This window comes from Streptomyces sp. NPDC006529, from assembly GCF_040611795.1.
Classification (GTDB): domain Bacteria; phylum Actinomycetota; class Actinomycetes; order Streptomycetales; family Streptomycetaceae; genus Streptomyces.
This window is the reverse complement of record NZ_JBEXPB010000001.1, coordinates 331721-355750: the sequence shown is the minus strand read 5'-3', so window position 1 is coordinate 355750 and position 24030 is coordinate 331721. Positions and strand designations below refer to the sequence as shown.

Below are 24030 nucleotides of genomic sequence, written 5' to 3'. Positions count from 1 at the left end.
GCGGTCAGCCACGGTAGGGGAGAGTACGCGCCACGCGGCGCTCTTCGGAGTCGGCGCCGGGCAATGGGATCAAACGATCTATAACCATACGCACCCTCCCCCCACTCTGGCAAGTCACCTCGACCACAAGGCCTCTGACCTGCCCGAATGCCATTCGGCCGAACGGGCGTACGAGCCTCCGCACTCCCGTTCAGCCATCCGGAGGAGGGCTTCGGACTAGCTCCCCGGCGACGGCGAGGGGTCCGCCGCGGAGGGGGAGGGAGTGGGCGGAGTCACAGGACCCGGATCGGACGGACTGGCCGCCGGAGAGGGCGCGGTGCCCCCTCCCGTCCCACCCGAGCCGGCGGTGGTCCCGCCCGCGGAGGGCGGCAGCTGCGTCCCGGGGCCGGGCCCCGGTCCCACCGGCCCGCCGGCGCCCCCGCCCGCGGACGCCCCGGGCCCGGCGGACGGCGAGGGACCGCCGGGAACGCCCGCCGCCACGGCCCCCGGGCTGGCCGGGGCGCCCGGTGGCAAAACCTTTCCGTCGGGGCCCACGACGGCGCCCTTGGCGCCCGCGGCGTCCTTCTTGTCGTGCCCCCCGCCGTGCCCCCCGCCGTTCTTGCCCCCAGAGGAGGCGCCCGCGGATCCGGCGACGGCTCCCTGGTGGTCCGCGGGGGAGGTGGCGCCGGGCTTGGCGGCGTCGTCGCCGACGCTCATGCAGCCCGCCGAGGCCGCGAGCGCGAGCGTGGCGACGGCCAGTCGGACGGAAGCGGGCAAGTGGCGCACGGGTGGCACCTCCGGGGCTGGGCGGGGTTCCGTGGTGAACGGGTCAATGTGCCCAACTCTCTTTGCCCCGTAAGAGACACGCCCCCGGCGCCACCGGCTCGCGCGCCCCCTCGGTCAGCCCCCGGTGTACGCCCGCGCCACCTGCAGGCCCAGCTGTACGGCGCCCAGTCCGGCCAGCACGGACGCGGCCACGTTCGCCGCTGCCAGGAATCCCTGGCCCCGCTCCGCCAGCCGGAGCGTCTCGTAGGAGAAGGTCGAGTAGGTGCTCAGCGCTCCGCACAACCCCGTGCCGAGGAACAGGCTCAGCCGCGAGGACGCCGCCCCGTCGAGCACCGCCCCCGTCAGCGCCCCCAGCAGGAGGCAGGCGCCCGCGTTCACCGCGAAGGTCCCCCAGGGGAAGACGGAATCGTGGCGCGCCTGCACCGCGCGGTCGGCCAGGTAGCGCAGCGGGGCGCCGACCATCGCGCCCAGCACCACCGCGAGCCAGTTCACCGGACCGCCCCGGCCGCGCCGCGGCCGGCCACCGCGAGGCGCGTCACCCGGGCCGCCACCGCCACCGCGCCCAGCGCGGCCACCACCGTGAGGCCGGCGTACGCCAGCGCGGTCCCCGCCTCCCCGGCGTCCAGCAGCCGGGCGAAGTCCACGGCGTAGGTGGAGAAAGTGGTGAACCCGCCGAGCACCCCGGTCCCGAGGAAGGGCCGCACGAGGGGGTGCGCCGACCGGCCGCCCTCGCTGATCAGCACCATCAGGACGCCGATGAGCGCGCAGCCCGTCACGTTGACCCAGAGCGTCCCCCACGGGAAGGCCCCGGGCGCCGCCGGCCACAGCAGCCCGACCCCGTAGCGCGCCGAGGCGCCCGCCGCGCCGCCGGCCGCCACCGCCGCGAGCACGCGCAGCCGCGGCTCGCCGCGCTGCTCCGGCACGTGCAGGTCAACGTCCGGGTCGATCGCCTCGAAACCCCCGGCCGGCCGGGTCATCCGCCGCCCGCCGCGCACTTCGCCACTGTCACCACGGGCCCATTCTCACGCGCCGGGGCGCATCCCTCCCGGAGGGCGCGTCCCTCCCGGACAATGGGCGGGTGCTGCAGATGACGCGCGACGACTTCGAAGAGCTGGTGGCCCAGGCCCTGGACCGGATCCCGCCCGAGCTGACCCGGGTGATGGACAACGTGGCCGTGTTCGTGGAGGACGAACCCCCCGCGGACGACCCGGAACTGCTCGGGCTCTACGAGGGGACGCCCCTCACCGAGCGCGGCGAGTGGTACGCCGGGGTGCTGCCGGACCGGATCTCGATCTACATGGGTCCGACCCTGCGGTACTGCGAGGCGCCCGACGACGTGGTGCACGAGGTCGCCGTGACCGTCGTGCACGAGATCGCCCACCACTTCGGCATCGACGACGACCGCCTCCACGAACTGGGCTGGGGCTGAGGCCGCGCCCGCCGCGGGGCCCGGCCGCCGACCGGGGGAAACCGTTTTGGCGATCGCCGCTCCGATCCCATATGCTTCTCACGTCCCCGACGCGCTGGAAAGTGCCTAGGCGGGCCTTTAGCCCTCATCGTCTAGTGGCCCAGGACGCCGCCCTTTCAAGGCGGTAGCACGGGTTCGAATCCCGTTGGGGGTACGCAACACCATGTGCGAGACTTGCGCTCGCACATAGCAAGGACCTGTGGAGCAGTTGGTTAGCTCGCCACCCTGTCAAGGTGGAGGTCGCGGGTTCAAGTCCCGTCAGGTTCGCTGAAGCTCGCGAGAGCTTCGTGGCTGGGTAGCTCAGTTGGTACGAGCGATCGCCTGAAAAGCGATAGGTCGCCGGTTCGACCCCGGCCCCAGCCACCACGAGAAGGCCCCGTCCATCGGACGGGGCCTTCTGCTTTACCCCTCGCCCCCGGCCGCCTCACCGGTACGGGCCGCGCGGCGCCACCGCGCCAGGCCGAAGGCCGATGCCCCGGCCGCGATCAGTCCGAGCAGCGCCCAGTCCGGCACTGCGCCGGCGACGGACCGCACCCACTCCTCCACGGCGAACGAGTCGTCCACGTCCAGCAGCCCCGGCAGCGCGCTCGCCCCGTCGTACGCCAGGAACATCGCGCCCAGCGCGATGAAGAACAGGCCGGACGCCAGCGTGGTCGTGTGCAGCTCGAAGCGGCCGGCCCGGACCACCCGGCCGCGCAGCCAGCGGCGCCGCCCGAGGTCGAACCGCTCCCAGAGCAGGGCCAGCAGGAACAGCGGCAGGGCCATCCCCAGCGCGTACACGGCCAGCAGCAGGCCGCCGTAGACGGGGCTGCCGCTCACCGCCGCGACGGTCAGGACGCTGCCGAGGATCGGCCCCGCGCAGAAGCCCGCCAGCCCGTAGACCGCGCCCAGCACGTACACCGACAGGGCGGTCGTCGGACGGATCCGGCCGGACAGGCCGGTGAGGCGCCGCGAGGCGAAGCCGAGGCCCAGGATCTGCGCCAGGCCCAGCGCGATGATCAGCCAGCCGCCGAAGAGGACCAGGGCGTCCCGGTTGCCGTGGAAGAAGCGGCCCGCGTACGAGCCGGCCGCGCCCAGCGGCACCAAAGTGGTCGCGAGCCCCGCGTAGAAGATCCCGGTCCGGGCCAGCAGCCGGGACGCGGAGTCGATGGAGTAGGCGAAGAAGGCGGGCAGCAGCAGCGCGCTGCACGGGCTGAGCAGCGCGAGGAGGCCGCCCAGCAGGGCGGCCAGGTATCCGATGCCGGTCACTTCGCGGCCGCCGCCCGCTGGGCCCTGGCGATGGCCTCGGTGAAGGCCTCCACCGGCTGGGCGCCCGCGATCGGCTGCCCGTTGACGAGGAAGGACGGGGTGGAGGTGACGCCGATGCGGTAGCCCTCCTCCTGGTCGGTGCGCACCGCTGCGGCGGCCCGCTCGCCGGCGCTGTCCCGCGCGAAGCGCTCCAGGTCCGGGACCCCGGCCTGCCGGGCGATCTCCCGCAGGCGGGCCGAGCCGAAGCCCTTCTCCTTGGAGCCCTCGGCGTAGGCGGCGGCGTGGAACGCGGCGAACCGGTCCTGCTGTCCGGCGGCCCACGCGGCCTTCGCGGCGGCCTCGGACTCGGCGCCGAAGATCGGGAAGTTGCGCCATTCGATGCGCAGGGTGCCGTCCTCGACGTACTTCTTCACCAGTTCGGGTTTGGTGTCGCGGGCGAACTTGCCGCAGTAACCGCATGCGAAGTCGGAGTACTCGATGAGGACGACGGGCGCGTCGGCGCGGCCGGTGGTCAGCTTGTCGGCCGCGTCGCGGCGGGCCAGCTTCATCAGCTCGGCCCGGGCGTCGGGGGCCCGGGGCGCGGACGCCGGGGCGGACCCGGAGTCGGTGGCGCCCTTCGGGGCGGTGGCCTGCCAGGAGACGAGGCCGAGGGTGACGGCGGCGAGCGCGACCCCGGCGGAGATGAGCAGGGGCTTGCGGGCGGAACGCGCGGTAGTAGGCATGGAGGTGCTCCGGAGTGGTGGGTGAAGGGGAGGAAGGGCGGACCGGCGGGACCGGTCCTCCTAGACCCGCATCACGGACAGCTCCAGCGGCCCCGGCGCCACCCGGTCCGGTCCGCGCGCGAGCACGCGCAGCGGCGCGCCCCTGCCGTGCCAGGGCTGATCCGGCAGGCACCGCGCGAGCGGCGGGTGGCCGTGGTCCCCGGTCGGGCGCTGCGGCACCGCCGGAACCCGCCCCTGGTCCGCGTCCGCCGGGGAGCAGGAGGGCCCGCGCTCGGCGGGCACCGCCTCCGGGACGGCCGCGGCCCGGGCGGGAGGCGACGCGACGGGCCCGGCGGCGTACCCGTACACGGGTCCGGATCCGGCCCGCGCCGCCGACGCCACCGGCGCCAGGCACCCCAGCAGCACCGCGAGCACGGCGCCCAGCAGGCACCACGGGCGCGGGGCGGGGCGGGACATGGCGGGCCTCTCACTCACTCGGCCGGGGTTCTTGGGGTGACTCGTCCGGAAATGGTACGGGGCCGCCCCACAAATGCGTTCGCCACCCGACGCCCACGGGTGAGATCCTCGACCAGGTATGTCTACTTCCTTCGCCGCCCTGCAGACGCTTCTCGGTGAGATCTCCCTCCGCGACGCGCACCGCCTCGGCCGCCGCCTCGAGGGCGCCCGCCGTATCCGCAAGCCCGAGGCCAAGCAGGCCGTACTCGACGAGATCGCCGCGGAGGCCGAGAAGGCCGCCGCGCGACTGGCCGGGCGCGCCTCGCGGATGCCCGAGGTCACCTATCCCGAGAACCTTCCGGTCAGCCAGAAGAAGGACGAGATCGCCGAGGCGATACGCGACCACCAGGTCGTGATCGTCGCGGGCGAGACCGGCTCCGGCAAGACCACCCAGATCCCCAAGATCTGCATGGAGCTGGGGCGCGGTGTCCGGGGCATGATCGGCCACACCCAGCCCCGCCGGATCGCGGCGCGCACCGTCGCGGAGCGGATCGCCGAGGAGCTGAAGTCCGAGATCGGCCAGACGGTCGGCTGGAAGGTCCGGTTCACCGACCAGGTGGACCAGGACGCGACCTTCGTGAAGCTGATGACGGACGGCATCCTGCTCGCCGAGATCCAGACGGACCGCGAGCTGCGCGCGTACGACACGATCATCATCGACGAGGCCCACGAGCGGTCGCTGAACATCGACTTCCTGCTCGGCTACCTGGCGACGCTGCTGCCGAAGCGCCCCGACCTCAAGGTGATCATCACCTCGGCGACGATCGACCCCCAGCGGTTCTCCCGGCACTTCGGCGACGCCCCGATCGTCGAGGTCAGCGGCCGTACGTACCCGGTCGAGGTGCGCTACCGCCCGCTCCTCGAAGAGGAGGGCGACGACAGCGACCGCGACCAGATCACCGCGATCTGCGAAGCCGTGGACGAGCTGCAGTCCGAGGGCCCGGGCGACATCCTGGTCTTCCTCTCCGGCGAGCGCGAGATCCGCGACACGGCGGACGCGCTCAACAAGCGCAATCTGCGGTTCACCGAGGTGCTCCCCCTCTACGCGCGGCTCTCGCACGCCGAGCAGCACCGCGTCTTCCAGCAGCACACCGGGCGCCGGATCGTCCTCGCGACCAACGTCGCCGAGACCTCGCTGACCGTCCCGGGCATCAAGTACGTGATCGACCCGGGCACCGCCCGGATCTCCCGCTACAGCCACCGCACCAAGGTCCAGCGGCTGCCCATCGAGCGGATCTCGCAGGCCAGCGCCAACCAGCGCAAGGGCCGATGCGGCCGCACCTCGGACGGCATTTGCATCCGGCTGTACTCCGAGGACGACTTCCTCACGCGGCCCGAGTTCACCGACGCCGAGATCCTGCGCACCAACCTCGCCTCCGTCATCCTCCAGATGACCGCGGCGGGCCTCGGCGAGATCGAGAAGTTCCCCTTCATCGACCCGCCGGACCACCGCAACATCCGCGACGGCGTGCAGCTGCTCCAGGAACTGGGCGCGCTGGACCCGGCGGAGAAGACTGCGTCCAAGGAGGGTGGCAAGAAGCGGCTCACGCCGATGGGCCGCCAGCTGTCCCAGCTGCCCGTGGACCCGCGCCTGGCCCGCATGGTGGTCGAGGCGGACAAGAACAACTGCGTCCGCGAGGTCATGGTCATCGCGGCCGCCCTCTCGATCCAGGACCCGCGCGAGCGGCCCTCGGACAAGCAGACCCAGGCCGACCAGCACCACGCCCGCTTCAAGGACGAGACCAGCGACTTCCTCTCGTTCCTGAACATGTGGCGCTACGTCCGCGAGCAGCAGAAGGAGCGCGGCTCCAGCTCCTTCCGCCGGATGTGCAAGCAGGAGTACCTGAACTTCCTGCGGATCCGCGAGTGGCAGGACATCTACTCGCAGCTGCGCACGGTCGCCAAGACCATGGGCATCCACGTCAACGAAGCGGACGCCCCCGAGCAGCACATCCACGTGTCGCTGCTGGCGGGCCTGCTGTCGCACATCGGGCTCAAGGACACCGACAAGAACGAGTACCTCGGCGCGCGGTCGGCGAAGTTCGCGATCTTCCCCGGTTCGGCGCTCTTCAAGAAGCAGCCGAAGTTCGTCATGTCGGCGGAGCTGGTGGAGACCTCGCGGCTGTGGGCTCGGGTCAACGCCAAGGTCGAGCCCGAGTGGGTCGAGCCGCTGGCCCAGCACCTGATCAAGCGCACGTACAGCGAGCCGCACTGGGAGAAGGACCAGGCGGCGGTGATGGCGTACGAGAAGGTCACGCTGTACGGCGTCCCGATCGTCGCCCAGCGGAAGATCAACTACGGCCGGATCGACGCGGAGGTCTCGCGCGAGCTGTTCATCCGCAACGCCCTGGTCGAGGGCGACTGGCGCACGCACCACAAGTTCTACGCCGACAACCGCAAGCTGCTGACCGAGGTCGAGGAGCTGGAACACCGGGCCCGGCGCCGGGACATCCTGGTCGACGACGAGACCCTCTTCGACTTCTACGACCAGCGGATCCCCGAGCACGTGGTCTCGGGCGCCCACTTCGACTCCTGGTGGAAGCACAAGAAGCGGGACGAGCCGGAGCTGCTCGACTTCGAGCGCGAGATGCTGCTCACCGAGAAGGCCGCCGGGGTCACCAAGGACGACTACCCGGACTCCTGGCGCCAGGGGCCGTTGAAGTTCCGGGTGACCTACCAGTTCGAGCCGGGCGCGGACGCGGACGGCGTGACCGTCCACATCCCGCTGACGGTGCTGAACCAGGTCACCGACGAGGGCTTCGACTGGCAGATCCCGGGGCTGCGCGAGGAGGTCGTCACCGAGCTGATCCGCTCGCTGCCCAAGCCGATCCGCCGGCACTACGTGCCCGCGCCGAACTTCGCGACCCGCTTCCTGGCCACGGCCGTGCCCCTCCAGGAGCCTCTGACGGTGACGCTCGCGCGCGAGCTGAAGCGGATGGTCGGTGTGCCGGTCACCGCCGAGGACTTCGACCTGAGCCGGATCGCCGACCACCTGAAGATCACCTTCCGGATCGTCGACGAGCGCCGCAGGAACATCGCCGAGGACAAGGACTTGGAGGCGCTGCGGCTGCGGCTGCGGCCCAAGGCCCGCCAGGCCCTCTCCCAGGCCGCCGCGGCGACCGCCGAGCGCGCGGGCGGCGAGACCATCGAGCGGACCGGGCTGACGGACTGGACGATCGGCACCCTGACCAAGGTCTTCGAAACCCGCCGGGCGGGCCAGCCGGTGAAGGCCTACCCGGCCCTGGTGGACGCCGGCGCGAGCGTCGACGTACGCCTCTTCGACACCGAGGCCGAGCAGCAGCTCGCGATGTGGCGCGGGACCCGGAAGCTGATCCTGCTCAACATCGCGGTGAACCCCGCGAAGTTCGCGTCCGACAAGCTCGGCAACCAGGCGAAGCTGGCCCTGTCCCGCAATCCGCACGGTTCCGTCCAGGCGCTCTTCGAGGACTGCGCCACGGCGGCGGCCGACAAGCTGATCGCCGACCACGGCGGGCCCGCCTGGGACGAGGCGGGCTTCCGCAAGCTCTACGACGCCGTGCGTACGGATCTGGTGGACACGACCGTACGCACGGTCACCCAGGTGCAGCAGGTGCTGGCCGCCTGGCAGGCCTGCGAGCGGCGGCTGAAGGCGACGAACAGCCCCACCCTGCTCCGCAACGTCCAGGACGTGCAGAAGCAGCTGGCGGCCCTGGTGCCGGCCGGCTTCGTGACCCTCACCGGGCTGCGGCGGCTGCCCGACCTGATGCGCTATCTGGTGGCGGCCGACCGGCGGCTCCAGCAGATGCCGACCTCCGTCCAGCGCGACACCACGCGCATGGAGAAGGTGCACGAGATGCAGGACGAGTACGCCTGGCTGCTGGAGCAGTTGCCCCAGGGGCGGCCGGTGCCGACGGCGGTCACGGACATCCGCTGGATGATCGAGGAACTGCGGGTGAGCTACTTCGCGCACGCCCTCGGGACGGCCCATCCGGTCTCCGACAAGCGCATCGTGAAGGCGATCGACGCCCTGGTTCCGTGACCTCGCGGTGATCGGGTTAGACCACACCCCCCGAGCTGTTGTACAGTCGGTTTCGCAGCCACCAAGTGGCCGCGAACGAGGACCTGTGGAGCAGTTGGTTAGCTCGCCACCCTGTCAAGGTGGAGGTCGCGGGTTCAAGTCCCGTCAGGTTCGCAGTGACGTCAGGGCCCGTATCCCCCAGGGATACGGGCCCTGACGCGTTCCACGGCACACACGCCCGGCGCGGTGGCGGCTCCCAGCGGCCCCTGCGGCCGCCACAGGCACAGGAGGCGGGTTTCCCCTCATGAATGCCCGGGACGAGCTCAGAGCGCTCCTGAAGGCCCATCTGTCGGCCTCGCGCGGACGCCGCCACCTCAGGCGTCACTGCCTGGTCTGCAACCGGCTCCTGCGCCTCGCACGGGAGGCGGGCCGACGGGACCAAGGTCCCCCGGCCGGCTGACGCCCGCCTCCGGAGGACCCCATTACGGGGTGCAATGCCGGATGTACAAGAGTTGTTAGCTGTGACGGGAGTCACCACACGAGTTTTTGGGACTCCCACATTTATCACGCACATACGCACCTTCGATTTAATATGTGCAATGGCACCCCCTCCGCAGGGGAGCGTCGACCGCGGCCCGCGCGCCCCTTCCGGGCATAAAAAAAGATCGCGCTGGACCCGGCGGAGTCCAGCGCGACCGACGGCTGGGGAACCTGTTGGGGCAGGTCCGGCCGTATGAAGCGCGGTGGGTTTCGTCGGATTGGGGGATCCGATTTCTACCCGGTAAAACGTTGTGCTGCGGTACCTCAGGCTTCGCTGCGCTGCTGCGGAATTCCCGCGAGCAGTGCGCGAACCTCGGCCTCGCGGTAGCGGCGGTGCCCACCCAGGGTGCGGATGGACGTGAGCTTGCCAGCCTTGGCCCAGCGAGTGACCGTCTTCGGGTCCACGCGGAACATCGTGGCAACCTCAGCCGGGGTCAGCAGCGGCTCGGCATCAGGGGTGCGAGCGGTCATGAGCGGCCTCCTCGGGAGAACCGAACCATCTCGGTTCTTTCCTCTAAATTCTGCACCTTGGCCCTCGTTGCCCGAAATGGACAGACGAAGGCCGAGTCGGTTATAGGACGAACGGCTTGTCCTCGGCACTACAACTACACCATCTGTCCAGCCTCGTCGGCCAAACCGATGGAATTGCCCTCCGAGGTGTTCATCAGCGACGGAAGCCGATGGACTGGCCCATAACGGACAGTCACCCCACTGTGACGATCAGTCACAGAGCGATCAGGAGTCGCCAGACCCCCCATAGCGTGCAATGTCGAGCAATCCGCCCAAAGTTGGACGGACGGAACCCTCCCCGGACTCCTTGTCCTATTTTGGCACGAGGGTAGGGGAAGGGCGCAAGGGTGTGGAAAGTGCGGTCCGTCACGCTTGAGCCAATGGCCCGGATCGGGACGTAGGTCCTGGAACTAAGACCCCAATGAGTGAATCGTCCTGAAGTGCCACGGCTTGTGACCGTTGGGACCAAAGGGCTAGTTGGCGAACAGTCTCTCCCGAACGGCCCGCCAGCGGTCGGCCAATATGACGTACGTCTCCACGGCTCCGTCAGAATCGCCCGCGCGCAGCGCCGCGATGCCCGCCGCCAGTTCGGCCGCCGACCGGTCCTGCTCCAGCCCCGCCGCCGGCAGCCCGTGCACCAGCCCGCCGTAGTCCAGCTCGACCATCGAGCGCGGATGGAACTCCTCCAGCCAGCTGCCGACCTCCACCAGGCCGTCCGCCAGCGCCCCGTACCCCTCCGCCTCGCGCAGGGTCCGCAGCCCGCGCGCGAGCCGCCGCCGGGCCTGGACCATCGGCGTCCGGTAGCGCAGCACCTCCCCCGGCACGTACTCCCGCTCCTCGTCGGCCACCAGCACGAACCAGCGCAGCGGCACCTGCCACACCGCGGTACGGATCCACGGGCGCGCGTCCGGGTTCCGCGCCCGCCAGGCCTCGTACTCATCGGCCGCCCGGCGGCGCACCCCCGGCGGCAGCGCCGCGTCCAGCACCGGGGCCGGGAAGTCCGCCACCAGCTCCTGCAGCGCCAGCCAGCCGCGCAGCCGGGTCCGCCACGGGCACACCAGCAGCACCCCGTCCACCTCCGCGGTGAAGGCGTCCGCGCTCTCGTGCGCCGGCACCCCCACCGGCGGCACGCGGACCAGGTCGGCCAGCGACCGGCGCAGTTCGTCCTGGGCCGTCGGCGTGTGCCCGCGCCGGGCGTAGTCCGCCCAGTGCGCGCGCTCCGGCTCGGCGAAGGCCGCGAGGGGTTCGTAGACGCGCAGGTAGGACGCGTAGGGGACGGTCGGCACCTGGCGCGCGGCGGGCAGCCGGGGTTCGGGGGATTCGCTCACGCTCTCGTACTCCCCCGCGCCGGGCGCCCGTACGCGGCCGCGCGCCCCCGAGGGGGAGAAATCCGGTCAGAAGTCCGAGCGGGGGTCCGATCCCCGGACAGGCCGGTCCGGCGCGGCCCCCAGGTCTTACGCTGCTCCCAACACCGCCCTCCCCACCCGCAGGAGGGCGCTTCCCGCCGCATCTCATCCATGGGAGTCACCACCGTGACCGAAATGACCGACGGCGTCCTGCACACCCTGTTCCGCACGGAACAGGGCGGCCACGAGCAGGTCGTGCTATGCCAGGACCGCGCCAGTGGCCTCAAGGCCGTCATCGCCCTCCACTCCACCGCACTGGGCCCCGCGCTCGGCGGTACGCGCTTCCACGCGTACGCCTCGGACGAGGAGGCCGTCCTCGACGCCCTCAACCTCGCCCGCGGCATGTCGTACAAGAACGCCCTCGCCGGGCTCGACCACGGCGGCGGCAAGGCCGTGATCATCGGTGACCCGGACACGCTGAAGAGTGAGGAACTGCTGCTGGCCTACGGCCGGTTCGTGGACTCCCTCGGCGGCCGCTACGTGACCGCCTGCGACGTCGGCACCTACGTCGCGGACATGGACGTCGTCGCCCGCGAGACCCGCTGGGCCACCGGCCGCTCCCCCGAGAACGGCGGCGCCGGCGACTCCTCGGTCCTCACCGCCTTCGGCGTCTTCCAGGGCATGCGGGCCAGCGCCCAGCACCTCTGGGGCGACCCGACCCTGCGCGGCCGCAAGGTCGCCGTCGCGGGCGTCGGCAAGGTCGGGCACCACCTGGTGGAGCACCTGCTGGAGGACGGGGCGGAGGTCGTCATCACCGATGTCCGCGCCGAATCCGTGCGGCGGATCCTGGACCGGCACCCCGGGAAGGTGACGGCGGTCGCCGACACCGACGCGCTGATCCGGCTGCCCGGTCTGGACATCTACGCGCCCTGCGCGCTCGGCGGCGCCCTCGACGACGCCACCGTGCCGGCCCTGACCGCGAAGGTGGTGTGCGGCGCGGCGAACAACCAGCTCGCCCACCCCGGCGTCGAGAAGGACCTCGCGGACCGCGGCATCCTCTACGCGCCGGACTACGTGGTGAACGCGGGCGGGGTCATCCAGGTCGCCGACGAGCTGCACGGCTTCGACTTCGACCGCTGCAAGACCAAGGCGACGAAGATCTTCGACACCACGCTGGCCATATTCGCACGTGCGAAGTCGGACGGGATTCCGCCCGCCGCGGCGGCCGACCGGATCGCCGAGCAGCGGATGGCCGAGGGACGCGCCGCGCGGGGCGCGTAACCGGGTTCCGCCACAGGGGTCCGGCGCGGGTGGGAAACCGGCGCCGGCCCCGTACGGCGGGGGTTTGCACCCGCCGGGGTTGCGGAGAGACGGAACTCACTGCGCTTCGGCGGGTCGCTCGCCAATATAGGGTTAAAATCGCAGCTGACCAGCGAGTACGGGGCGTCTCGCAGGCACTGTGCCGGGGCACGTCATGCGGGCGGCGTACCGTATGGCCGCGGAAGCAGGTACCGTTAAAGCTCTACGGACGGTCTCTCCACGGAGAGCCCGCTCCGAACCATGAACGCGTGTCAGACTCTGGGGCCGTCGAGCCCCGTCACCGAGGGGGTCGAGCCATGGGGCGCGGCCGGGCCAAGGCCAAGCAGACAAAGGTCGCCCGCCAGCTGAAGTACAACAGCGGCGGGACTGACCTCTCGCGTCTGGCCAATGAGCTGGGCGCATCGCCGGCGGAGCCGCTGCCTGTCAGCGTGCCGGTCGAGGTCGATGACGAGCTGGAAGACGACGACGACCCGTACGCCAAGTACGCGAAGTTGTACAACGGCGATGACGAGGACGAGGACGAAGAGTCCGGCCCCTCCGCGCAGCGTCGCGGCGCTTGACGCATCCAGCGTCCACACCGCACCAGCAGCTATGCAATACGGAAACCCGGTCCGGGGCTGAGCCCCGGACCGGGTTTCCGTGCGTTCCGGCCCGGGTTTCCGTGGGGTCCACGGCCCGGGCCCGGCGGTGTGCGCCGGGCCCTTCGCGGCCGGTCGGCTCGCTCAGTTGGCGTAGTCGCCGGTGAGGGTCGAGCCCTCGGTGTGCGCGCCGCGGTCCTCGATCTCGCCCGCGACCCAGGCGTCGACGCCCCGGTCGGCCAGCGTGGTCAGGGCCACGTCCACGGATTCCTGCGGCACCACGGCGATCATGCCGACGCCCATGTTCAGCGTCTTCTCCAGCTCCAGGCGCTCGACCTTGCCGGCGCGGCCGACCAGGTCGAAGACGGCGCCGGGGGCCCAGGTGGAGCGGTCCACCGCGGCGTGCAGGTGGTCGGGGATGACCCGGGCGAGGTTGGCCGCGAGGCCGCCGCCCGTGATGTGCGAGAAGGCGTGGACCTCGGCGGTGCGGGTGAGGGCCAGGCAGTCCAGCGAGTAGATCCTGGTCGGCTCCAGGAGCTCCTCGCCGAGGGTCCGGCCGAGCTCCTCCACGTGGCTCTCCAGTGCCATCTTGGCCTGGTCGAAGAGGACGTGGCGGACCAGCGAGTACCCGTTCGAGTGAAGTCCGGACGACGCCATCGCGATGACGGCGTCCCCCGTACGGATGCGGTCCGCGCCCAGGAGGGCGTCGTGCTCGACGACACCCGTACCGGCGCCGGCGACGTCGAAGTCGTCCGGACCCAGCAGACCCGGGTGTTCGGCGGTCTCGCCGCCCACCAGGGCGCAGCCGGCCAGGACGCAGCCCTCCGCGATGCCCTTGACGATGGCCGCGACGCGCTCGGGGTGGACCTTGCCGACGCAGATGTAGTCCGTCATGAAGAGCGGCTCGGCGCCGCAGACGACGATGTCGTCCATGACCATCGCGACCAGGTCGTGGCCGATCGTGTCGTACACGCCGAGCCGGCGGGCGATGTCCACCTTGGTGCCGACGCCGTCGGTGGCCGAGGCCAGCAGCGGGCGCTCGTAGCGCTTGAGGGCGGAGGCGTCGAAGAGGCCGGCGAAACCGCCGAGGCCGCCGAGGACCTCGGGGCGCTGCGTCTTCTTCACCCACTCCTTCATCAGCTCGACGGCGCGGTCGCCCGCTTCGATGTCGACGCCCGCGGCTGCGTAGCTGGCACCGGTGGTCTTCTCTGTCATGACAGGGATGAGCTTTCGTGTCGTTACTGCGGTTACTGCGGGTGCGTGATCAGGGACGACGGAGCGCGTCGGCGGCGTCCTTGCCGCCGGCCAGCTCGGTCTCCAGGAGCTGCTTGCCCAGGAGCTGCGGGTCGGGCAGCTCCATGGGGTACTCGCCGTCGAAGCAGGCCCGGCAGAGGTTGGGCTTCTGGATGGTCGTCGCCTCGATCATCGAGTCGAGCGAGATGTACGAGAGGGAGTCCGCGCCCATGGAGGTGGCGATCTCGTCGACGGTCATGCCGTTGGCGATCAGCTCCGCGCGGGTGGCGAAGTCGATGCCGAAGAAGCAGGGCCACTTCACGGGCGGGGAGGAGATCCTGATGTGGACCTCGGCCGCACCGGCCTCGCGGAGCATCTTGACCAGGGCGCGCTGGGTGTTGCCGCGGACGATCGAGTCGTCGACGACCACCAGGCGCTTGCCCCGGATGACTTCCTTGAGGGGGTTGAGCTTCAACCGGATGCCGAGCTGGCGGATCGTCTGCGAGGGCTGGATGAAGGTCCGGCCCACGTAGGCGTTCTTGACCAGGCCCACGCCGTACGGGATCCCACTGGCCTCGGCGTAGCCGACGGCGGCGGGCGTGCCCGATTCCGGCGTCGATATCACCAGGTCGGCCTCGGCCGGGGCTTCCTTGGCCAGGCGCCGTCCCATCTCGACACGCGAGAGGTAGACGTTGCGGCCGGCGATGTCCGTGTCCGGGCGCGCCAGGTAGACGTACTCGAAGACACAGCCCTTGGGCTTCGCTTCCGCGAATCGGCTGGAGCGCAGACCGTTCTCGTCGATCGCGATCAGCTCGCCCGGTTCGACCTCGCGGACGAAGCTGGCGCCGCAGATGTCGAGGGCGGCGGTCTCGCTGGCGACGACCCAGCCGCGCTCCAGCCGGCCGAGGACCAGCGGGCGGATGCCCTGCGGGTCACGGGCGGTGTAGAGGGTTCCCTCGTCCATGAAGACGAGCGAGAAGGCTCCCTTGACCTGCGGGAGGACCTTGGTGGCCGACTCCTCGATGGTCAGGGGCCTGCCGTCGTCGTCCGTCTGGCCGGCGAGCAGCGCCGTCACGAGATCGGTGTCGTTGGTCGCCGCCACCTGGGTGGCACGGCCGTCCTGCCGGGGAAGGTCGGCGACCATCTCGGCGAGCTCGGCGGTGTTCACCAGGTTCCCGTTGTGACCCAGGGCAATGGAGCCGTGGGCCGTCGCGCGGAAGGTGGGCTGAGCGTTCTCCCAGACGGAGGCTCCGGTGGTCGAGTAGCGGGCGTGACCGACCGCGATATGACCTTGGAGGGATCCGAGAGAGGTTTCGTCGAAGACCTGGGACACGAGGCCCATGTCCTTGAAGACGAGGATCTGGGAACCGTTGCTCACAGCGATTCCCGCGGACTCTTGTCCACGGTGCTGCAGCGCATACAGTCCGAAGTAGGTGAGCTTGGCGACCTCTTCACCCGGAGCCCAGACACCGAAGACGCCGCAAGCGTCCTGGGGGCCCTTCTCACCGGGGAGCAGGTCGTGGTTGAGTCGTCCATCACCACGAGGCACGTTCCCGAGTGTAGGCGAGATCGACCACTGGTCCGAATTGGGGACGGCCGGAAAAGGTCACAGTGCGGACAGTCGGGTAAACCGGACGCAGGGTGACCGTCTCGATATCCGGGATGGCGTGGTTGACAGGGGCCTGTGGGTTCGCACAAGCTCCACGCCATGCAGCCCCTCGGTGACGCTTCCGTCACCCTTGTCGAGCGCCGCCACGTAGACCTGGTCCGTGTCGCGAGCGCTATCTGTCGCTGTTCCGCGTAACCACTCACATTTCGCGGTTCTTTTCCCTTTTCCGACCCTTTCCGGGTCTTTTCTGTCTGGGCCGGCCGGATGACGTCCGTCGGCGGCTCCGCCCTGGACTGGAGTACCTCTGTGAGCACCAACCGATCCGAGCTGTCCCGGCGCGCCTTCGGCGGTGCGGTCGGCGCCACGGCCGCCACCGCGGCCGGACTCGCTGCCGCCGCTCCCGCCGGGGCGGCCCCGGCCGCCGCCGCCCCGCCCGCGTCCTCGACCGGAGCGCAGTACGCGCGGCCCGAGGAGCGGGAGTTCACCGCCGCGCGGGGCCGCTCCGCCCGCCGCCCGAACATCCTGTTCATCCTGGGGGACGACCTGGGCTGGGCCGACCTGTCCTCGTACGGCGCCCCGCACATCAGGACCCCGTACCTGGACCGGCTGGCGCGCCAGGGCGTCCGGTTCACCGACGCCTACGCGGGGTCGGCGACCTGCTCGCCGACCCGCTTCAGCCTCTACACCGGCCGCTACCCGGGCCGCACCGAGGGCGGACTGGCCGAGCCGATCGCCGACACGTCCGTGGGCCTGGACCCCCGCCACCCCACGCTGGCCTCGCTGCTGCGGGCCGGCGGGTACGCCACGGCGCTGATCGGGAAGTGGCACTGCGGCTACCTCCCCGACTACAGCCCCACCAAGTCGGGATGGGACGAGTTCTTCGGCAACTTCGGCGGGGCGCTGGAGTACTACTCCAAGCTGGGCCTCGGCGGCGAGTACGACCTCTACGAGGGCGACGCCGCGTACAAGGACCTGCGCTACTACACCCGGATCCTGACCGAGCGGGCGAGCGAGTACGTCGGCCGCCGGCACGACCGGCCGTGGCTGCTGAACCTCAACTTCACCACCCCGCACTGGCCTTGGATCGCCGAAGGCGACACCGCCGAGAGCGGGGAGATCGTCCGCCGGATCAAGGCGGGGGACGCCCGGGCGCTCTGGCACCAGGACGGCGGCTCGGTCGAGAAGTACCGGCAGATGGTCGAGGACCTCGACCGCTCCGTCGGCGAGGTGCTCGCCGCGCTCGACCGGTCCGGGCAGGCCCACGACACCCTGGTCTTCTTCGCCAGCGACAACGGCGGCGAGCGGTTCTCCCACAACTGGCCGCTCAGCGGCAACAAGGCCTCCCTCCTCGAAGGCGGCATCCGCGTCCCCACCGTCCTGCGCTGGCCCGCCCGGATCGACGGCGGCCAGGTCAGCCACGTGCCGGTGGTCACCCCGGACTGGACGGCGACCCTGCTGGAACTGGCCGGGGTGCGCCCCGACCGCGCCTTCCCGCTCGACGGCCGGAGCCTGGCCGGGTACCTGCTGCGTGGCGAGAAGGCCCCGCAGCACGACCTGTTCTGGCGGGTCCGCGGGGAGCGGGCGCTGCGCCGCGGCGACTGGAAGTACTACCGCGGCACGACGGGCCGCGACCAGCTGTTCCGGCTGGCCGGGGACATCCGCGAACAGGCCGACAAGGCGGCCCGGGAGCCGGCCCTCCTCGCGGAGCTGCGGGCGGCCTGGGAGTCGACGGCCGCGGGACTGCTCCCGTACCCCCGCTGATCGCGCCGCCGGACGCGCGTCAGCGCGTCACCGCATCAGCGGGAGCAGGGCGGCCAGGTCGGCCCGTTCGCCGCTCGCGCTGACCCGGGCGTCGGCGAGGGCCTCGGCCCACGCGGTACGGCCGGTCGCCAGCCGGATCCAGGTCAGCGGGTCCGTCTCCACCACGTTGGGCGGGGTGCCCCGGGTGTGCCGGGGCCCCTCGACGCACTGGACCACGGCGAACGGGGGGATCCGTACCTCGACCGAGCCGCCCGGGGCCTTCTCCGCGAGGGCGTCGGCGAGCAGCCGGACGCACGCCGCCAGCGCCTGCCGGTCCACCGGGATGTCCAGCCCCGCCGCCCGGTTCAGGTCGTCGGTGTGGACCACCAGCTCCACTGTGCGGGTGACCAGGAAGTCCCCCAGGGTCATGGCCCCGATCCACAGGTCCAGCACCCGGTCGTCGCGGTGGGCGGCCAGCGCTGCGGCCATGCGGTCCGCCGCCCGTTCGTACAGCTCGGGCAGCGGCGCCCCGCCCAGGGTCTCGGCCGCCGCCTGCGCGATCCGGCCGGCCAGCGGGGCGGTCGCGAAGGGCCACTCGGCGGCGCGGAGCACGGCCTTCGGCGCGGGCGGCCGGGCCAGGCCGCCGGCGAGCGAATCCGCGATCCAGGCGATGTGGGCGGCGAGTTCGCCGACGGTCCAGGTGCCGAGGTGCGCGGGGCGGGCCGACTGCTCCGCGCTCAGGGTCCGCACGGCGTCCGCGACGTGCGCGAACTGCGCCGTGACGGCGGCCCTGGTCCGGGCGGAGTCGTAGGTGCGCGGCTTCTTCTTGGCGGGCGGCATGCGGCCGACCCTACTCGGGCAGGCTGGTCGCGCAGCCCGCCTTCGCCGCCGTGCGCAGAGCCGCCCCGCGCGCCAGCGCCGCGAGCGCCCCGTGATCACCGGCAAGGGACCGCGACCCCCACATGCGGCGGGCCCCCGTCCGGAAGTCCCGGACGGGGGCCCGCACCGCCGCGAACGGCGACGACCGGCTGCGGATCAGGCCAGCAGGGCCGGGATCGTCGCCTCGTGGGCCGCGCGCAGTTCGGTCAGCGGGATGCTGAACTCGCCCTGGATCTCGATCTCCTCGCCGTCCACGACACCGATCCGCGTGGCGGGCAGACCGCGCGCGCCGCACATGTCGGTGAAGCGGAGCTCCTCGCTGCGCGGCACGGCCACGACGGCCCGGCCCGCCGACTCGGAGAAGAGGAAGGTGAAGGCGTCCAGGGTCTCCGGGACCACGATCCGCGCGCCGTTGCCGCCGCGCAGGCAGGACTCGGTGAGCGCCTGGATGACGCCGCCGTCGGACAGGTCGTGCGCGGCGTCGATCATGCCGTCGCGCGAGCCCGAGATGAGGATCTCGCCGAGCAGCTGCTCACGGGCGAGGTCCACCTTGGGCGGCATGCCGCCGAGGTGCCGGTGGACGACCTCGGACCAGGCGGAGCCGCCCAGTTCCTCGGCGGTGTCGCCCAGCAGGTACAGCAGCTGGCCGGGCTCCGTGAACGCCATCGGCGTGCGGCGGTTGACGTCGTCGATCACACCGAGGACCGCCACGACGGGCGTCGGGTGGATCGCGGTCTCGCCCGTCTGGTTGTACAGCGAGACGTTGCCGCCGGTCACCGGGATGCCCAGCTCCAGGCAGCCGTCCGCGAGACCGCGGCAGGCCTCGGCGAACTGCCACATGACGCCCGGGTCCTCGGGGGAGCCGAAGTTCAGGCAGTCGGAGATGGCCAGCGGCTTGGCGCCGATCGCGGAGACGTTGCGGTAGGCCTCGGCCAGCGCCAGCTGCGCGCCCGTGTACGGGTCGAGCTTGGCGAAGCGGCCGTTGCCGTCGGTGGCCATGGCCACGCCGAGGTTGGTCTCCTCGTCGATGCGGACCATGCCCGCGTCCTCGGGCTGCGAGAGCACGGTGTTGCCCTGCACGAACCGGTCGTACTGGTCGGTGATCCAGGACTTCGAGGCCTGGTTCGGGGAGGAGACCAGGGCGAGGACCTGCTCGCGCAGCTCGGCCGCTGTCGCCGGGCGCGCCAGCTTGTTCGCGTCGTCCGCCTGGAGCGCGTCCTGCCACTCGGGGCGGGCGTACGGGCGGTGGTAGACGGGGCCCTCGTGGGCGACGGTGCCCGGGGGCACGTCCACGATCTGCTCGCCGTGCCAGAAGATCTCCAGGCGCTCGCCCTCGGTGACCTCACCGATGACGGTGGCGATGACGTCCCACTTCTCGCAGATCTCCATGAACCGCGCGACGTGCTGCGGCTCGACGATCGCGCACATGCGCTCCTGCGACTCGCTCATGAGGATTTCCTCGGGCGAGAGGGTCGCGTCGCGCAGCGGGACGGTGTCCAGCTCGACGCGCATGCCGCCGGAACCGGCGCTGGCCAGCTCGGAGGTGGCGCAGGAGAGCCCGGCGCCGCCGAGGTCCTGGATGCCCGCGACCAGCTTCTCCTTGAAGATCTCCAGGGTGCACTCGATGAGGAGCTTCTCCTGGAAGGGGTCGCCGACCTGCACGGCGGGGCGCTTGGTGGGCTTCGTGTCGTCGAAGGTCTCGGACGCGAGGACCGAGACGCCGCCGATGCCGTCGCCGCCGGTGCGGGCGCCGTAGAGGATGACCTTGTTGCCCGGGCCCGAGGCCTTGGCGAGGTGGATGTCCTCGTGCTTCATCACGCCGATGCAGCCGGCGTTGACCAGCGGGTTGCCCTGGTAGCAGGCGTCGAAGACGACCTCGCCGCCGATGTTGGGCAGGCCCAGGCAGTTGCCGTAGCCGCCGATGCCCGCGACGACGCCGGGCAGCACGCGCCGGGTGTCGGGGTGGTCGGCCGCGCCGAAGCGCAGCGGGTCCACGACCGCGACCGGGCGGGCGCCCATGGCCAGGATGTCGCGGACGATGCCGCCGACGCCGGTGGCCGCGCCCTGGTAGGGCTCGATGTACGAGGGGTGGTTGTGCGACTCGACCTTGAAGGTGACCGCGTACCCCTGGCCGACGTCGACGACGCCCGCGTTCTCGCCGATGCCGACGAGCATCGCGGTGTTCTCGGGGGCCTTCTCGCCGAACTGCTTCAGGTGGACCTTGCTGCTCTTGTACGAGCAGTGCTCGGACCACATGACCGAGTACATGGCGAGCTCGGCGCCGGTGGGACGGCGGCCGAGGATCTCGCGGATCCGGGCGTACTCGTCCTCCTTGAGGCCGAGTTCCTTCCAGGGCTGGGAGGCGTCCGGGGTGTCGGTGGCGTGCTTGACGGTGTCCAGGCTCATGCGCTGACCAGCTTCTTCAGGATCGAGGTGAAGAATCCCAGGCCGTCGGTGCGGCCGGTCCCGATCAGCGGCTCGACCGCGTGCTCGGGGTGCGGCATGAGGCCCACGACGTTGCCCGCCGCGTTCGTGATGCCGGCGATGTCCCGCAGCGACCCGTTCGGATTGCCGTCGAGGTACCGGAAGGCCACGCGGCCCTCGGCCTCCAGCGCGTCGAGCGTGTGCTCGTCGGCGGTGTAGCGGCCGTCCATGTTCTTCAGCGGTACGGAGATCTCCTGGCCGGCGGTGTAGTCGCCGGTCCACGCGGTCTCCGCGTTCTCCACGCGCAGCTTCTGGTCGCGGCAGATGAAGTGCAGGTGGTTGTTGCGGAGCATCGCGCCCGGCAGCAGGTGGGCCTCGGTGAGGACCTGGAAGCCGTTGCAGATGCCGAGGACGGGCATGCCGCCCCTGGCCTGCTCGATGATGGTCTCCATCACCGGCGAGAACCGGGAGATGGCCCCGGCGCGCAGGTAGTCGCCGTAGCTGAACCCGCCCGCGAGGACGACCGCGTCGACCTGGTGCAGGTCCTTGTCGCGGTGCCACAGCGAGACGGGCTCCGCCCCCGCGAGGCGGACGGCCCGCAGTGAGTCACGGTCGTCGAGCGTCCCGGGGAACGTGACGACTCCGATGCGAGTGGTCACCGTCAGGCCTCGACCTTCACGGTGAAGTCTTCGATGACGGTGTTGGCGAGGAACGTTTCGGCCATCTTGTGGATGCGGTCGAGGGCGGCCTGGTCGACCGGTCCCTCCACTTCCAGCTCGAAGCGCTTCCCCTGGCGGACGTCGGCGATCCCGTCGAAGCCCAGACGCGGCAGTGCACGCTGCACCGCCTGGCCCTGGGGGTCGAGGATCTCCGGCTTGAGCATGACGTCGACTACGACGCGTGCCACTGGCACTCCCGATGAGGTGGTTGGTGCGAAGGCGGTTCCATCAGCGTACCCGGCCAAAATTTCTACGCGGGTAGATTCGGGTTGGAGGTACGCTCTGCACAGTTTCGGCTTCACCAACGATTCGCAAAATCCACCGGAAAAACACGCCCCCGGGATTGCGGCGGGACACGCGGAGCGAATTAACTGGGCTTCGCTATACAACGCGAATCACGGCACAAAGGAATCCCTCGTGAAAACGGGGGAAAGAAGCAATGCTCCGAAGCATCCACACAGTCGGCATCACCGCACGTCAACAGGCGCGGGTGCCGCACGAAGGGACCGATATCCGTGGCGCAGCGCGTAGTAGTCACGATCTCCGACGACATCGACGGCGGAGAAGCGGCGGAAACGGTCGTCTTCGCTCTGGACGGTAAGTCGTACGAGATCGACCTCAATGTCGCCAACGCAAAGAAGCTCCGCAAGGGCCTCGCCCCTTACGTGGCCGCCGGCCGCCGGCAGTCCCGCTCCGGGCGGACCTTCAAGCACACGGCGATCGCGCCCGACCCGGCGGTCGTCCGCGCCTGGGCGCGCTCCAACCAGCTCGACGTGCCGCCCCGCGGCCGCATCCCCAAGAAGGTCTACGAGGCGTACAACGCCGCCCACTGACCCCGCCCCGACCCCGATTTGCCATCCACCCCCAGGGATCGGCTAGTGTGTGGATCACGCCGAGGGGCCAGACCGCAGGTCAGAGCCCCGAAGGTCGTGCGGGTGTAGTTCAGTAGTAGAACATCCTCCTTCCAGGAGGAAGGCGCAGTGTGCAATTCCTGTCACCCGCTCTGCACGCTTTCCCGACCACTGTGGTGGATCGGGTAGAGTGATGCTCGCAACCGCTTGGTGGCTTCCCCCGGGAAGCGATCATCGCGAGTTTGCGGACGTAGCTCAGTTGGTAGAGCACCACCTTGCCAAGGTGGATGTCGCGAGTTCGAGTCTCGTCGTCCGCTCTTGTTCCAAGAGTTTCACCGGAAGGCCCCAGTCATCGACTGGGGCCTTCCGCGTTGCCGGGCGCTGACCGCCCCGGCGTGATCGCGGACCGGACGCCGGAAGGCGTGTGCCGAGCACGCCCGGGATTGGGTATAGTAGGTCTCGCCTTACGGCGCCTGCGGACATAGCTCAGTTGGTAGAGCACCACCTTGCCAAGGTGGATGTCGCGCGTTCGAGTCGCGTTGTCCGCTCTGTAAGGAAGAAACCCCCGGTCTGCGACCGGGGGTTTCTTCGTGTGCGCCGCGCGTGCGCGCGGCTGCTGCCGGGGCCCTCCCGGGCCCGCGCGGCGGGCCCGGGAGGCGCCTCTCAGGCCCAGCTCTTCCAGCTCTGGCCGCTCAGCCGCTCGTACGCCTCGATGTACTTGGCGCGCGTCCGCTCCACCACGTCCTGCGGCAGCGCGGGCGGCGGCAGCTCGCCGTGGCGGTCCCAGCCGGAGGCCGGCGAGGTCAGCCAGTCGCGGACGTACTGCTTGTCGAAGGAGGCCTGGGGGCGGCCCGGCTCCCACGCCTCGGCGGGCCAGAACCGGGAGGAGTCCGGGGTCAGCACCTCGTCGGCGGCGATCAGGGCGCCGTCCGCGTCGAACCCGAACTCGAACTTGGTGTCGGCCAGGATGATCCCGCGCTCCCGGGCGATGTCGCGGGCCCGCCCGTACACGGCCAGGGTGGTCTGGCGCAGCAGCGCCGCCGTCTCGGGGCCGGTGGTGCGCGCGACCTCCTCGTAGGAGATGTTCTCGTCGTGCTCGCCCACGGCCGCCTTCGCCGCCGGGGTGAAGATCGGGGCGGGCAGTTCGGAGCCGTCCACGAGGCCCTCGGGGAGGGCGAGTCCGCACACCGTCCGGGTCTGCTCGTACTCGGCGAGGCCCGAGCCCGTCAGGTAGCCGCGGGCCACGCACTCGACCGCGACCATGTCGAGGCTCTGGCAGACCAGCGTGCGGCCGGCCCAGTCGGCGGGGGCGCCGGCCGGCAGGTCGGTGCTGATCACGTGGTTCGGCACGAGGTCCGCGAGCTGGTCGAACCACCACAGGGACAGCTGGGTCAGCACGCGGCCCTTGTCCGGGATCTCGGTGGGCAGCACCCAGTCGTAGGCGGACATCCGGTCGCTCGCGACCATGACGAGCCGGCCGTCGCCGTCGCGGTAGAGGTCGCGCACCTTGCCGGTGTGGAGGTGGACGAGGCCCGGCACCTGCACCGGCTCGGGCTTTTCGACGAATCCGGACACGGGTTCTCCCT

Annotated in this window: 23 protein-coding genes and 7 tRNA genes; 15 read left to right on the top strand and 15 right to left on the bottom strand. The window is 71.0% G+C overall.

From position 1 onward, the window contains the following. Positions 1-216 precede the first annotated feature (216 nt). The 3 genes from ABZY31_RS01730 to ABZY31_RS01720 form a co-directional block, all read right to left on the bottom strand. A complete protein-coding gene (locus ABZY31_RS01730; protein WP_356403591.1) occupies positions 217-765 on the bottom strand; it encodes a hypothetical protein in 549 nt (182 codons plus the stop codon). Between the two features lie 114 nt (positions 766-879). Then, positions 880-1257: a fluoride efflux transporter CrcB gene (gene crcB / locus ABZY31_RS01725; RefSeq protein WP_356403588.1), complete on the bottom strand. Its 378-nt coding sequence runs from the start codon at positions 1255-1257 to the stop codon at positions 880-882. After that, positions 1254-1742 (bottom strand): CrcB family protein, encoded by a 489-nt coding sequence (locus ABZY31_RS01720; RefSeq protein ID WP_356403708.1) that lies wholly within the window; start codon positions 1740-1742, stop codon positions 1254-1256. Before ABZY31_RS01720 ends, crcB begins: the two co-directional genes overlap by 4 nt. A 101-nt stretch (positions 1743-1843) precedes the next feature. Here ABZY31_RS01720 and ABZY31_RS01715 point away from each other — a divergent pair, with 101 nt between their 5' ends. The 4 genes from ABZY31_RS01715 to ABZY31_RS01700 all read left to right on the top strand — a co-directional run bounded on the left by ABZY31_RS01715 (position 1844) and on the right by ABZY31_RS01700 (position 2599). Beyond that, on the top strand, positions 1844-2194 hold the full coding sequence (locus ABZY31_RS01715) for a metallopeptidase family protein (RefSeq protein WP_330331644.1): 351 nt from the start codon (positions 1844-1846) through the stop codon (positions 2192-2194). A gap of 120 nt (positions 2195-2314) precedes the next feature. Then, positions 2315-2387 (top strand) — tRNA-Glu (locus ABZY31_RS01710). 39 nt (positions 2388-2426) lie between these two features. Then, positions 2427-2500 (top strand) — tRNA-Asp (locus tag ABZY31_RS01705). Positions 2501-2522: 22 nt separating this feature from the next. Then, positions 2523-2599 (top strand) — tRNA-Phe (locus tag ABZY31_RS01700). A gap of 36 nt (positions 2600-2635) precedes the next feature. Here the strand turns inward: ABZY31_RS01700 and ABZY31_RS01695 are convergent. Genes ABZY31_RS01695 through ABZY31_RS01685 form a run of 3 tightly spaced genes read right to left on the bottom strand, consistent with a single transcriptional unit; the run spans position 2636 to position 4659 of the window. Continuing rightward, a complete protein-coding gene (locus ABZY31_RS01695) occupies positions 2636-3481 on the bottom strand; it encodes a cytochrome c biogenesis CcdA family protein (RefSeq protein WP_356403585.1) in 846 nt (281 codons plus the stop codon). Beyond that, positions 3478-4203 carry a thioredoxin domain-containing protein gene (locus ABZY31_RS01690; RefSeq protein WP_356403582.1) on the bottom strand — a complete coding sequence of 242 codons (726 nt, stop codon included), beginning with the start codon at positions 4201-4203 and terminating at the stop codon, positions 3478-3480. The genes ABZY31_RS01695 and ABZY31_RS01690 overlap by 4 nt, the downstream gene beginning before the upstream one ends. 60 nt (positions 4204-4263) lie before the next feature. Next, positions 4264-4659 carry a hypothetical protein gene (locus ABZY31_RS01685; RefSeq protein WP_356403579.1) on the bottom strand — a complete coding sequence of 132 codons (396 nt, stop codon included), beginning with the start codon at positions 4657-4659 and terminating at the stop codon, positions 4264-4266. 118 nt (positions 4660-4777) lie between these two features. Between ABZY31_RS01685 and hrpA the strand changes: the two genes are divergently transcribed. The 3 genes from hrpA to ABZY31_RS01670 all read left to right on the top strand — a co-directional run bounded on the left by hrpA (position 4778) and on the right by ABZY31_RS01670 (position 9155). After that, positions 4778-8716: an ATP-dependent RNA helicase HrpA gene (gene hrpA, locus ABZY31_RS01680; RefSeq protein WP_356403576.1), complete on the top strand. Its 3939-nt coding sequence runs from the start codon at positions 4778-4780 to the stop codon at positions 8714-8716. 79 nt (positions 8717-8795) lie between these two features. Next, positions 8796-8869 (top strand) — tRNA-Asp (locus tag ABZY31_RS01675). A 130-nt stretch (positions 8870-8999) separates the two neighbouring features. Continuing rightward, positions 9000-9155, top strand: a complete 156-nt coding sequence (locus tag ABZY31_RS01670) for a DUF6274 family protein (RefSeq protein ID WP_356403573.1) — start codon at positions 9000-9002, stop codon at positions 9153-9155. A gap of 344 nt (positions 9156-9499) precedes the next feature. On the opposite strand, the gene bldC is transcribed toward ABZY31_RS01670, so the two are convergent. Beyond that, positions 9500-9706, bottom strand: coding sequence for a developmental transcriptional regulator BldC (gene bldC / locus ABZY31_RS01665; protein ID WP_003949541.1), 207 nt, complete (start codon positions 9704-9706; stop codon positions 9500-9502). A 512-nt stretch (positions 9707-10218) separates the two neighbouring features. Beyond that, positions 10219-11073, bottom strand: coding sequence for a hypothetical protein (locus tag ABZY31_RS01660; protein WP_356403570.1), 855 nt, complete (start codon positions 11071-11073; stop codon positions 10219-10221). 189 nt (positions 11074-11262) lie between these two features. On the opposite strand from ABZY31_RS01660, the gene ABZY31_RS01655 reads away from it, so the two are divergent. Both ABZY31_RS01655 and ABZY31_RS01650 read left to right on the top strand, forming a co-directional pair. Continuing rightward, the gene (locus ABZY31_RS01655) at positions 11263-12372 is read left to right on the top strand and encodes a Glu/Leu/Phe/Val dehydrogenase dimerization domain-containing protein (RefSeq protein ID WP_356403567.1); all 1110 of its coding nucleotides are present in this window, start codon (positions 11263-11265) and stop codon (positions 12370-12372) included. A 335-nt stretch (positions 12373-12707) separates the two neighbouring features. Continuing rightward, positions 12708-12971, top strand: coding sequence for a DUF3073 domain-containing protein (locus ABZY31_RS01650; protein ID WP_356403564.1), 264 nt, complete (start codon positions 12708-12710; stop codon positions 12969-12971). A gap of 162 nt (positions 12972-13133) precedes the next feature. Here the strand turns inward: ABZY31_RS01650 and purM are convergent, their stop codons facing one another. Then, the gene (gene purM / locus ABZY31_RS01645; RefSeq protein WP_356403561.1) at positions 13134-14204 is read right to left on the bottom strand and encodes a phosphoribosylformylglycinamidine cyclo-ligase; all 1071 of its coding nucleotides are present in this window, start codon (positions 14202-14204) and stop codon (positions 13134-13136) included. A gap of 49 nt (positions 14205-14253) precedes the next feature. Next, positions 14254-15771: an amidophosphoribosyltransferase gene (purF, locus tag ABZY31_RS01640; RefSeq protein WP_356403558.1), complete on the bottom strand. Its 1518-nt coding sequence runs from the start codon at positions 15769-15771 to the stop codon at positions 14254-14256. Positions 15772-15930: 159 nt separating this feature from the next. Here purF and ABZY31_RS01635 point away from each other — a divergent pair, with 159 nt between their 5' ends. After that, on the top strand, positions 15931-16026 hold the full coding sequence (locus ABZY31_RS01635) for a putative leader peptide (protein WP_356403555.1): 96 nt from the start codon (positions 15931-15933) through the stop codon (positions 16024-16026). Positions 16027-16095: 69 nt separating this feature from the next. Next, a complete protein-coding gene (locus ABZY31_RS01630; protein WP_356403552.1) occupies positions 16096-17592 on the top strand; it encodes a sulfatase-like hydrolase/transferase in 1497 nt (498 codons plus the stop codon). A 27-nt stretch (positions 17593-17619) separates the two neighbouring features. On the opposite strand, the gene ABZY31_RS01625 is transcribed toward ABZY31_RS01630, so the two are convergent. The 4 genes from ABZY31_RS01625 to purS all read right to left on the bottom strand — a co-directional run bounded on the left by ABZY31_RS01625 (position 17620) and on the right by purS (position 21781). Beyond that, complete coding sequence (locus ABZY31_RS01625) at positions 17620-18411, bottom strand: sterol carrier family protein (RefSeq protein WP_356403549.1); 792 nt, start codon at positions 18409-18411, stop codon at positions 17620-17622. Positions 18412-18606: 195 nt separating this feature from the next. Continuing rightward, positions 18607-20856: a phosphoribosylformylglycinamidine synthase subunit PurL gene (gene purL / locus ABZY31_RS01620; protein ID WP_356403546.1), complete on the bottom strand. Its 2250-nt coding sequence runs from the start codon at positions 20854-20856 to the stop codon at positions 18607-18609. Continuing rightward, the gene (gene purQ, locus ABZY31_RS01615) at positions 20853-21533 is read right to left on the bottom strand and encodes a phosphoribosylformylglycinamidine synthase subunit PurQ (protein WP_356403543.1); all 681 of its coding nucleotides are present in this window, start codon (positions 21531-21533) and stop codon (positions 20853-20855) included. Before purQ ends, purL begins: the two co-directional genes overlap by 4 nt. Before the next feature lie 2 nt (positions 21534-21535). Beyond that, positions 21536-21781, bottom strand: coding sequence for a phosphoribosylformylglycinamidine synthase subunit PurS (gene purS / locus ABZY31_RS01610; RefSeq protein WP_042801325.1), 246 nt, complete (start codon positions 21779-21781; stop codon positions 21536-21538). A 327-nt stretch (positions 21782-22108) separates the two neighbouring features. On the opposite strand from purS, the gene ABZY31_RS01605 reads away from it, so the two are divergent. The 4 genes from ABZY31_RS01605 (at position 22109) to ABZY31_RS01590 (ending at position 22992) form a co-directional block, all read left to right on the top strand. Further along, positions 22109-22426, top strand: coding sequence for an Lsr2 family protein (locus tag ABZY31_RS01605; protein WP_356403540.1), 318 nt, complete (start codon positions 22109-22111; stop codon positions 22424-22426). 98 nt (positions 22427-22524) lie between these two features. Next, positions 22525-22596 (top strand) — tRNA-Gly (locus ABZY31_RS01600). A gap of 92 nt (positions 22597-22688) precedes the next feature. After that, positions 22689-22761: transfer RNA gene (locus ABZY31_RS01595), tRNA-Gly, on the top strand. Between the two features lie 158 nt (positions 22762-22919). Next, positions 22920-22992 (top strand) — tRNA-Gly (locus tag ABZY31_RS01590). A 115-nt stretch (positions 22993-23107) separates the two neighbouring features. Here ABZY31_RS01590 and ABZY31_RS01585 read toward each other — a convergent pair. Next, positions 23108-24019 carry a phosphoribosylaminoimidazolesuccinocarboxamide synthase gene (locus ABZY31_RS01585; protein WP_356403537.1) on the bottom strand — a complete coding sequence of 304 codons (912 nt, stop codon included), beginning with the start codon at positions 24017-24019 and terminating at the stop codon, positions 23108-23110. Positions 24020-24030: the final 11 nt, after the last annotated feature.

Excerpts from the sequence above, each read along its gene's own strand:
- ABZY31_RS01635 (WP_356403555.1), top strand. The coding sequence starts at position 15,931 with ATGCAGCCCCTCGGTGACGCTTCCGTCACCCTTGTCGAGCGCCGCCAC.
- ABZY31_RS01655 (WP_356403567.1), top strand. The coding sequence starts at position 11,263 with ATGGGAGTCACCACCGTGACCGAAATGACCGACGGCGTCCTGCACACC.
- purM (WP_356403561.1), bottom strand. The coding sequence starts at position 14,204 with ATGACAGAGAAGACCACCGGTGCCAGCTACGCAGCCGCGGGCGTCGAC.
- ABZY31_RS01630 (WP_356403552.1), top strand. The coding sequence starts at position 16,096 with ATGACGTCCGTCGGCGGCTCCGCCCTGGACTGGAGTACCTCTGTGAGC.
- hrpA (WP_356403576.1), top strand. The coding sequence starts at position 4,778 with ATGTCTACTTCCTTCGCCGCCCTGCAGACGCTTCTCGGTGAGATCTCC.
- ABZY31_RS01720 (WP_356403708.1), bottom strand. The coding sequence starts at position 1,742 with ATGACCCGGCCGGCCGGGGGTTTCGAGGCGATCGACCCGGACGTTGAC.
- ABZY31_RS01625 (WP_356403549.1), bottom strand. The coding sequence starts at position 18,411 with ATGCCGCCCGCCAAGAAGAAGCCGCGCACCTACGACTCCGCCCGGACC.
- purL (WP_356403546.1), bottom strand. The coding sequence starts at position 20,856 with ATGAGCCTGGACACCGTCAAGCACGCCACCGACACCCCGGACGCCTCC.
- ABZY31_RS01690 (WP_356403582.1), bottom strand. The coding sequence starts at position 4,203 with ATGCCTACTACCGCGCGTTCCGCCCGCAAGCCCCTGCTCATCTCCGCC.
- bldC (WP_003949541.1), bottom strand. The coding sequence starts at position 9,706 with ATGACCGCTCGCACCCCTGATGCCGAGCCGCTGCTGACCCCGGCTGAG.
- ABZY31_RS01685 (WP_356403579.1), bottom strand. The coding sequence starts at position 4,659 with ATGTCCCGCCCCGCCCCGCGCCCGTGGTGCCTGCTGGGCGCCGTGCTC.
- ABZY31_RS01650 (WP_356403564.1), top strand. The coding sequence starts at position 12,708 with ATGGGGCGCGGCCGGGCCAAGGCCAAGCAGACAAAGGTCGCCCGCCAG.
- ABZY31_RS01670 (WP_356403573.1), top strand. The coding sequence starts at position 9,000 with ATGAATGCCCGGGACGAGCTCAGAGCGCTCCTGAAGGCCCATCTGTCG.